Below are 8,412 nucleotides of genomic sequence, written 5' to 3' on the forward strand. Positions count from 1 at the left end.
CGAAGGGGTCAACAGCTTGGTGCAGGCGGCCAAGGCGAGGGCCCGTGGCTATCGCTCGACCCGCAACCTCATCGCCATGGCCTACCTTATCGCCGGCAAGCTCACGTTCCGCCCGCTACCCACTTGAAATAGCGAGGAGCCCTATTTTCTTTTTGGGCTTGTGCGCGGGCCGCGCGAACGGCAAGCTACACCCGCCGTTCGCGTGATCCCCCCAGCACACGAGTCTAGATGACCACATCGTTCGTTCGCCCGCTCGCCGCAATCGCGCTCGCACTGGCCGCCGGGGCGTGCGGCGGCGGGGCCGCGATGGAGCCCCCCGCCACCGCGCCCGCCGCCGCGCCGCAGAGCGAGAGCGCGGCATTCGTGGTCACCATCGGCAACGACACGGTGTCGGTGGAGCGCTACACCCGCACCGCCACCACGCTCACGGGCGAAGTGGTCACGCGCACGCCGCGCACCACCTCGCGCGCGTACCGGGCGCAGCTCCGGCCGGACGGCTCCGTGTCGTCGGTGGAGGTGACGACGCGGGTGCTGAACGCGCCGCCCTCCACCCCGCCAGCCATCGCCACCATCACCTTTGGGAGCGACACGGCGGCGGTGCGCATCGCGCGGGGCGACAGCGTGCAGAACCAGCGCATCTCCGCGGGCGCGAACGCGTTTCCGCAGGCGGGGGCGTACGCGCTGTACGAGCAGGCGATCATGCACACGCGCCGCGCGGGAATGGCGGATGCGCGGCTCCGCTTCCTGGCGCCGGGCGCGCCGCAGGCGGGCAACGTCGGGATCCGCTCGCTCGGCGGCGACTCGGTCCAGCTCACCACCGGCGCCGGCCCCGCCACCGTGCGCATCGACTCGGCGGGGAGGCTGCTGGCGCTGAGCGGCCTGCAGAGCACGCAGAAGTTCATCGTGCGGCGCCTCCCCTCGCTGGACGTGGCGGCGCTGGGCGCATCGTACGCGCAGCGGGAGGCGGCCGGCAGCGGATTGGGCACCCTCTCCCCGCGCGACAGCGTGCGCGCCACCATCGGCGGCGCGAACATCGTGATCGACTACGGCCGGCCGCTGAAGCGCGGGCGCCGCGTGCTGGGCGAAGTGGTGCCGCTGGACCAGGTGTGGCGCACGGGGGCCAACGCCGCCACCGGCCTGCGCACCGACCGCGACCTCGTGATCGGCGGCACGCGCGTGCCGGCGGGCTCTTACACGCTCTTCTCCCTACCCTCGCGCGACGGGTGGAAGCTGATCGTGAACCGCCAGACGGGCCAGTGGGGCACCGAGTACCACCCCGAGCAGGACCTGGCGCGCATCGACCTCCAGCGCCGCCCCGCCACCCCCGCCGTCGAGCAGTTCACCATCCGCATCGACCCCTCAGGCGCGGGCGCCGGCACCCTGCGCATGCTCTGGGACGACTTCGAGCTCGCGGCGCCGATAGAAGTACGGTAACGGCAATCTCACACAGAGCCACAGAGGTATAAAGCAAGAACAGAGAAGAGGAACGGGTCTCTTCTCTGTTCTTGCTGTTTTCTCTGTGTCTCTGTGTGAAGCGCGGTTAAGCGGGCTCCACCCGGTTGCGCCCGTTCGCCTTCGCCTGATAGAGCGCCCGGTCGGCGGAGCGGATGAGGGCGGCACTGTCCGCGCCGTCCTCGGGGAAGGAGGCGACGCCGAAGCTGGCGGTCATGGAGCGCGGGACCTCGGCCGTGGGCGGGAGCGACTCCACCAGCTCGCGGAGGCGCTCGGCCATGGCGAGACCGTCCTCCTTCGATGTGGCCGGGAAGACGAGCGCGAACTCCTCGCCGCCGTAGCGGCATGCGCTGTCGCTGGCGCGGAAGGTGTGGCGGACGACGCGCCCGATCCGCTGCAGCGCCTGGTCGCCGACTTCGTGGCCGTAGTCGTCGTTGATCCGCTTGAAGTGGTCGATGTCCATGAAGACCAGCGACAGCGGGTGCTGGTGGCGCAGGGCACGCGACAGCTCGTTCGACAGCACCTCGTCGAAGCCGCGCCGGTTGTGGCACCCCGTCAGCGGGTCGAGCGTGGCCTGCGCGCGCAGCCGGTCGTGCAGCTCCGCGTTGCGCATGGCGATGGCGGACGAGTCGGCCAGGGCGCGCAGCAGCGCCAGGTCGTGCTCCTCGTACGGCGAGTCGGAAAGGCGGCGGCCCAGGATCAGCACCCCGGCCCCCGCGCCGCCCAGGTCCAGCGGCGCCACCACGCCCACCTCGGCGGGGACGTGATCGCGGATCGGCGCGTCGTTCGGCGGCACCACCGGCGCGCCGCCCGGCGGGGCGATCTCCTGCACCACCCTGGCCGGGATTCCACGCGCCACCAGCGAGCCGCGCGGCGAGCGCACGGCGCGGCAGGTGTACTCGTCATCCTCGGTGAGGTAGAGCGCGGCCCACCAGGCGAAGAATACCTCGCCCACCGAGTCCAGCACCATCTTCACCGTCTCGTCCGAGCTGCGCACCACGGCCAGGGTGCGCGCCACCTGCTGCAGGGCGTTGAGGTGGAAGCGGAGCTGGTCCAGCTCGTCGGCGGTGGCGGCGCGCTCGGCCTGCACGGCCCACACCCGCGCCAGCTCGCGCTCCACCGCCGCGCGCAGCGGCGCGGGAAGGGCGTGCGCCTCGTCGTCGGCGGAGAGCGTCCCCTCGCCACCGGGGGCCGCGAAGCGGGCGAGGACGGCCAGATCCGCACCCGTGTCGCCCACCGCCAGCGGCACGGGGCGCCGCGGCACGCGCAGGCAGAGCCGGCCGCCGGCCAGCCGCCGCACCGCATCCACGCACCCCTGCGCCACCTCGTCCGCCGTGCCGGTGAGCGGCACCCGCGCGAATGCGAGCGCCACCTCCGGCGAGAAGGTCGCGGCGTGCGCGGCTTCCGGCCGGTGAGCACGGATCAGAGTGGAGGAGGAGTGGCTCACGGAGGGGTAGGGACGGGAAACGGAGGCGGGTCCCGGCGGGGAGCCGGGGACGAGGGGCGAGTAGCCTCATGGCATCACCCGTTCCACGTCGGCATCGGGCATCCGCCACCCCGCGCAAACCCACCCGCCGCAACGAAGTACGCGCCGCGGACGCCGCGCCAGCCGTCCCGCGCCACCCGCCGGCGACGCGGGAGAACGCGGGACCTCCTGCAAAATGCCGTCAGTCGCCGAAGGAGATGCCGAGCTGCCGGGCGGACATCACCAGGTCCATGTCCATCGTCACGCGCTTCAGCTCGGAGATGGCCTCGGCGAGCGGCACGGAGGTGACGTTCTGGCCCTGCAGCGCCACCATCGTCCCCAGCCGCCCGTCGCGGATGCAGCGCACCGCCGCCGCGCCAAAGCGCAGCGCCAGGTTGCGGTCGAACGCCGTGGGCGAGCCGCCGCGCTGGATGTGGCCCAGCGTAAGGGTGCGCGCCTCCTTGCCGGTGAGCTCCTCCAGCTCGGCCGCCAGCCGGTCCGCGATGCCGCCGTACCGCCCCTTGGCATCCGCGTACGAGGGCTCTTCGCCGGCGGCCCTGGCGCCCTCGGCGATCACCACGATGCTGAAGCGGCGGCCGTGCCTTTCGCGCTCCATGATCTTGGCGGCCACCCGCTCGGCGGAGTACGGCACCTCGGGAAGGAGGATGATGTCCGCCCCGCCGGCCAGCCCGCTCTCCAGCGCGATCCATCCCACGTGCCGCCCCATCACCTGCACCACCATGATCCGCTGGTGCGCCTCGGCGGTGGAGTGAAGGCGCCCGATGGCGTCGGTCGCGACCTCCACCGCCGTCTGGAAGCCGAAGGTCAGGTCGGTGGCGCGCAGGTCGTTGTCGATCGTCTTGGGAACGCCGATCACCGGCAGCCCCTTCTTCTGCAGCTCGTGCGCGATGTTCAGCGACCCGTCGCCGCCGATGGCGATCAGCGCGTCGATCTCCATGGAGCGGAAGGCGTCGACGATCTCCTGCGAGCGGTCCACCGTCCCCCAGGTGCCGTCCGGCTTGCGGACTTCCAGGCCGAAGGGATTCCCGCGCGTGGTGGTGCCCAGGATGGTGCCGCCCAGGTGGTGGATGCCGCGGACGGAGCTGGCCGTGAGGGGGAAGATGCCGGGCTCGCCGTCCACCTCGCCCTCCAGCAGCCCCATGTAGCCGCGGCGGATGCCGAGCACCTCCCATCCTTCCTGGAGGGCTGCCAGCGTGGCGGCGCGGATGACGGCATTGAGCCCCGGGGCGTCGCCGCCCCCCGTGTTGATGGCGATGCGGCGGATGCCGCCGTTTGCTTGACTCATCCGGGCGTTGATCTGACGAAGGCGAAGCGCGGCCCGCCGGTGCGGAGGGCGCGGAGCCCAAAGATACGGGGCGCCCCGGCACGTGCAAGCGACGCTCCACCCGGGTTGACAGGGGCGCGCCCCCGCCGGTATGCTGCGGCAGAGCGGCCCGCCCGACGGCCGCACCCTCGCCGCAAGGATTTGCAGATGGTCAAGGAAGCTGACGTGCGCAAGGCGCTGCGCAAGGTAAAGGACCCCGAGATGAACCTGGACCTCGTGGTCCTCGGGCTGATCTACGGCATTGACGTCAAGGGCACGCACGTGGACGTGACCATGTCGCTGACCTCCCCCGGGTGCCCGGTGGCGGGCGACCTGCTGAGGCAGGCGCAGGAAGCGGTCGAGTCCGTGCCGGGCGTGGAGAGCGCGGAGGTGGAGCTGACCTTCACCCCGCCGTGGACGATGGACCGCATTCCGCCCACGATTCGTGCTGCGCTCGGGTTTTGAGGGAAGCGTCGCACAGAGAGCACAGAGGGAACCGCAAGGCACAGAAGAACGAGGGTGCGCCGGCTGCAGCGCACCCTCGTTGCTTGTCCCCGAAACCGGAGGGCCGATGTTCCGCGTCCTGCTGATCTTGCTCCTCGTCTACGCCACGCCGCTCGGCGCGCAGTCCGCCGACTCCGCATCGATGCTCAGGAGCGGCTCGACCGTGCGGCTGCTCCTGCGCGACGCGCCTTCCCAGGAGTCGGTGGGAGCGGTCCTGGGCAGAAGCGGCGACACGCTGCGGGTGATCACCCCCGAGCTGGGGCTGGCGGAGGTGGCCCTGGATGACCTCGCCGGCCTGGAGGTCCCAGCCTCCACCGCCAGGCAGACGGCCATCATCGCGGGCGCGAGCGCGGCTGCGGGGGTCGTCGTGGGTCTGGTGCAGGGGGAGGGCTTCGTGGAGAGCGTGGTTCTGGGAAGCGCCCTGGCGGCCGTCATCGTGATCCCCGCGGGCGCCTCCGAGCGGCGCCGGTGGCGGCCCGTCGACCCCGCCGCCGGCTGGCGCGACGAGCCCGTCGGAGCGCGGGTACGCGTGTCCGCGCCGGAGCTGGGCTTCGACCGTGCCGAGCTCCTGCTGCACGACTTCCGCGCCGGCACGCTCCACCTGGACGATCGCGGAGTGCTCAAGGCGTCGCCCATCGTCCAGGTCACGAGCCTGGAGCTGAGCATCGGGCGCGACAGGAGGCGCGGCGTCAGGATCGGCACCGCCGTCGGGGCGCTTGCCGCCATCACGTACGGGATCGCCCGCGCCGTCGACGAAGGCGCCGCGGTCGCAATTATCCCCGTCACGTTCGTCGCCTTCACGGTGGGCGGAAGTATCGGCGGCTTCACCGGCTTCCTCCTGGCTCCTCGCGAATGGCGAAGGATCCCTCTTCCCGCCCCCGCTCCCCCGCGGCCGTAGCTACGAGACGGATCGTAAGAGGAATCCTCGTCCCGCGCGAAACGACCCCAGGAGCTTGCAATTGCCTCGCGCGAGCTCCGACTCCATGTCGGGGCCGCCGAAGTCTTTCGAGTTGCGGTTCAGGAACACCTTGGCCGCAAGCGGGTCCTGCTGGAGGTCATCCGCCACAGACGCGTACACGACGGCATCCTGGGGCGAGAGGCCCAACTCGCCTTCCACCGCTCATCCTTGCCTCGACGACGGCGAAGGCCGGCAGCAGGAGGCGGATGCGGCCGCTCTCGGCCAGCGCCAGGATCTCCTCACAGCTTTCATGCTCCTCCTGGAGGTAGGCGAGCTCCAGGAGGAAGTTGGATTCGGCGTAAACGATCATACGCCGGCGGGTGTGGTGACGGTAGCGTTGCGGAGGCACTCGCGGAGGCCGGAAGGCTTGAGCCATTCCGACCCGCCGTTCAGCGTGCCGTGGACCAGGTCCTCGAGCCAGAGGCCCACGACCGCCTCGAATCCGACCTCGCTGAGCTCGTGCAGAGGAGTACGGAGATACTCCAGGTACGGCCGTAGGACTTCGCGGGTCGCCGCCTGGTAGTCGGGCGTGACTAGCTCGAGTAGAGGAGGCCGCTTCCAGAGGAAGAAGTGGTCGCGGAGCGCCAGCAGGAAGAAGGGGGCGTCCGGAAGGAACCCGCGGACGGCAAGGTCGAGCCGCATCTGCGCAGCCCATTCCGGTGAGGCGTTGGGCCGGTTCTTGGCCTCGACGGCCAGCACGATGCCCTCGTTGGGGGCCCGGACTACGAAGTCGGGTGCCGTGCTCATGCAAGCCTCGCTGGTGGGAACCGCCCATCCGCAGACGTGGATGCTACTGAATACCCCGGATGCGCACCGCCGGTACCCTCACCCCGCGCGCAGACCGCGTGCCCCCGCGCGACCTCCAAACAGAGCGCAACAGCCGGTATCGCCACAGCGCCGCAACGACCAGCGCCAGCTCCAGCGCAAAGGTCCGGTGCAGGACGAAGTTGAGGACCCACGGGTCGTACCGGGCGCGCACCGTGGTGAGCGCGAGCTCCACGTCCGAAAAGGGCGACAGCCACCGGATTCCGCCCGCGACGGTATCCAGCACCAGGTGCAGGAGCACGTTGATGCCCAGGATCGCCAGCGCCAGCCACGCCGTCCGCCGCGCGCGGAGGACGGCCAGCACGACCACCAGCTCGCGAGGCGCCGATCTCCCCAGCAGCGGAGTGGTCGCGAGGTATCCCGCCGGAAGGTGGCCGATGAACAAAGATGGGCGGGATGGCGAAGGGGAATGATCGTCCGCGCGCGAAGATATACTCACAGAACTACTCCTACTAGCACTCACAACCCTTGCAGTTCCCTCTTTCTGTTCCTCTGTGTCTCTGTGTGAGGCCATGCAGTAGATCCCCGCGCCGCGCCGGACCCAGGCGCAACGCAAAACGGCCCGGCGGGATGCTCCCCCGCCGGGCCGCCTCAAAAACACCGCGCGCTCAGTCGAGTAGAAGCATCGCGAGGATCACGCCGATCGCCACAGCCGCGACCGTGTACCAGAAGTTCGTGCCGAGCTGCTGCTGCTTGCCGTTCCGCTCCTGCGCCACCGCACGGATCGTCGCGTCGGCCTGCTCCGGGGTCACGCGGAGCGACGCCGTGGCGTCCTCCGAGGCCGGCTCCTTCTTCGGCTCGGCGACCTGCTGGGCCGCCGCCGGAGCGGGGGTGAAAGGCGACTTCTCGATCTGCTGCGCCGCCGAGGGGGCGGCGCACAGGGCGAGCACTGCGGCGGTCCAGATCACCTTGCGCATGAGTCCTCCGGGTGATGGAATAACGCGATCCGCTCACCGTTCGGGAGCGGATGCACACTCCCTTGCAATCTCCGTGCGTCGGCCGCTCACCCGCCCTTCACGGAGCGCGCAAGATCCAGCACGATGCGCTTCAACCGCGGATAGTCGCCGCGGAAGTGGTGTCCGCCGCGCAGCTCCACGACGGTGGCGCCGGAGGTGGCCATCTCGGGGCAGGCCCCGTTCTCATCCCCCTGGCCGTGGATGCACAGCACGCGCAGGTCCCGCAGCTTCTCCAGCTCCGGACGCACCGCCCGCGACGGCGCGGAGGAGCGGGTCCACCACTGCCGCACGCGGAACTCGAAGACGGCGTCGTTCGCCAGCGCCAGCAGCGCGACGCCATCCACCCGGCCGCGCGTCGCTTCCGGCAGGCGGTTGAGGAGGAAAGGAGCGACATCCGCTCCCATCGAGTACCCCACCACCAGCACCCGCTCCCGCCGCCACAGCTCGCCGAAGTGGCGGATGACGAGGTCGAGGTCGCCGGCCGCCTCTTCGGGGGTGCGCGCGGTCCAGTAGTACGAGGCGCTGTGCCACACCACGGCGGGGATGCCGGCCGCGCGCAGGTCGTCCGCCAGCCGGTTTCCCAGTTCCGCGAGCGGCCCGTCGCCTGAGAGGATCACGGCCATCGCGCGCCCGTCGCCCGGCACCGGGAGAACCCGCAGCGGCAGCGTGCGCGGCGCGTGCGGCGCGGGGTTGGGGAGCGTGACCCGCGCGCATCCCGCCGCGGCGGCCAGCAGGGCGACGGCGGCCCGGGCGCGAACCTTCATTCGATGTGCATCTTCAAGAAACAGCGGGCCTCAGTAGAGTCGAGTCGGGGCGCCGTGGCATGGTTGCCCGGTTTCCCCGACCCGCTCATCGAACCGGACGTGCGGATTTCCCGCATCCGGCTCTCCGACTGGGTTCACTTCAAGGCATGCGAGAGCGCCACCCG

At 71.0% G+C, this 8,412-nt stretch carries 10 protein-coding genes; 3 read left to right on the forward strand and 7 right to left on the reverse strand.

Annotated elements, in window-relative coordinates:
* Positions 1-228: 228 nt before the first annotated feature.
* Positions 229-1,434 (forward strand): DUF2911 domain-containing protein, encoded by a 1,206-nt coding sequence (locus VF584_26880; GenBank protein HEX8213821.1) that lies wholly within the window; start codon positions 229-231, stop codon positions 1,432-1,434.
* Positions 1,435-1,540: 106 nt separating this feature from the next.
* Here the strand turns inward: VF584_26880 and VF584_26885 are convergent, their stop codons facing one another.
* Together VF584_26885 and VF584_26890 are read right to left on the reverse strand one after the other, a co-directional pair.
* Positions 1,541-2,899: a sensor domain-containing diguanylate cyclase gene (locus VF584_26885; protein ID HEX8213822.1), complete on the reverse strand. Its 1,359-nt coding sequence runs from the start codon at positions 2,897-2,899 to the stop codon at positions 1,541-1,543.
* 220 nt (positions 2,900-3,119) lie between these two features.
* A complete protein-coding gene (locus VF584_26890) occupies positions 3,120-4,223 on the reverse strand; it encodes an ATP-dependent 6-phosphofructokinase (protein HEX8213823.1) in 1,104 nt (367 codons plus the stop codon).
* Between the two features lie 186 nt (positions 4,224-4,409).
* Here VF584_26890 and VF584_26895 point away from each other — a divergent pair, with 186 nt between their 5' ends.
* A complete protein-coding gene (locus tag VF584_26895) occupies positions 4,410-4,706 on the forward strand; it encodes a metal-sulfur cluster assembly factor (protein ID HEX8213824.1) in 297 nt (98 codons plus the stop codon).
* A gap of 106 nt (positions 4,707-4,812) precedes the next feature.
* Positions 4,813-5,643, forward strand: coding sequence for a hypothetical protein (locus tag VF584_26900; GenBank protein HEX8213825.1), 831 nt, complete (start codon positions 4,813-4,815; stop codon positions 5,641-5,643).
* A gap of 157 nt (positions 5,644-5,800) precedes the next feature.
* Here the strand turns inward: VF584_26900 and VF584_26905 are convergent, their stop codons facing one another.
* The 5 genes from VF584_26905 to VF584_26925 all read right to left on the reverse strand — a co-directional run bounded on the left by VF584_26905 (position 5,801) and on the right by VF584_26925 (position 8,248).
* Complete coding sequence (locus VF584_26905; GenBank protein HEX8213826.1) at positions 5,801-6,013, reverse strand: hypothetical protein; 213 nt, start codon at positions 6,011-6,013, stop codon at positions 5,801-5,803.
* Positions 6,010-6,450: a hypothetical protein gene (locus VF584_26910; protein ID HEX8213827.1), complete on the reverse strand. Its 441-nt coding sequence runs from the start codon at positions 6,448-6,450 to the stop codon at positions 6,010-6,012. Before VF584_26910 ends, VF584_26905 begins: the two co-directional genes overlap by 4 nt.
* Positions 6,451-6,493: 43 nt before the next feature.
* Positions 6,494-6,913, reverse strand: coding sequence for a metal-dependent hydrolase (locus VF584_26915; GenBank protein ID HEX8213828.1), 420 nt, complete (start codon positions 6,911-6,913; stop codon positions 6,494-6,496).
* 223 nt (positions 6,914-7,136) lie between these two features.
* Complete coding sequence (locus tag VF584_26920) at positions 7,137-7,445, reverse strand: hypothetical protein (GenBank protein HEX8213829.1); 309 nt, start codon at positions 7,443-7,445, stop codon at positions 7,137-7,139.
* Positions 7,446-7,531: 86 nt separating this feature from the next.
* A complete protein-coding gene (locus VF584_26925; protein ID HEX8213830.1) occupies positions 7,532-8,248 on the reverse strand; it encodes an AcvB/VirJ family lysyl-phosphatidylglycerol hydrolase in 717 nt (238 codons plus the stop codon).
* Positions 8,249-8,412 lie beyond the last annotated feature (164 nt).

The organism is Longimicrobium sp., assembly GCA_036389135.1.
Taxonomy (GTDB): Bacteria; Gemmatimonadota; Gemmatimonadetes; order Longimicrobiales; family Longimicrobiaceae; genus Longimicrobium.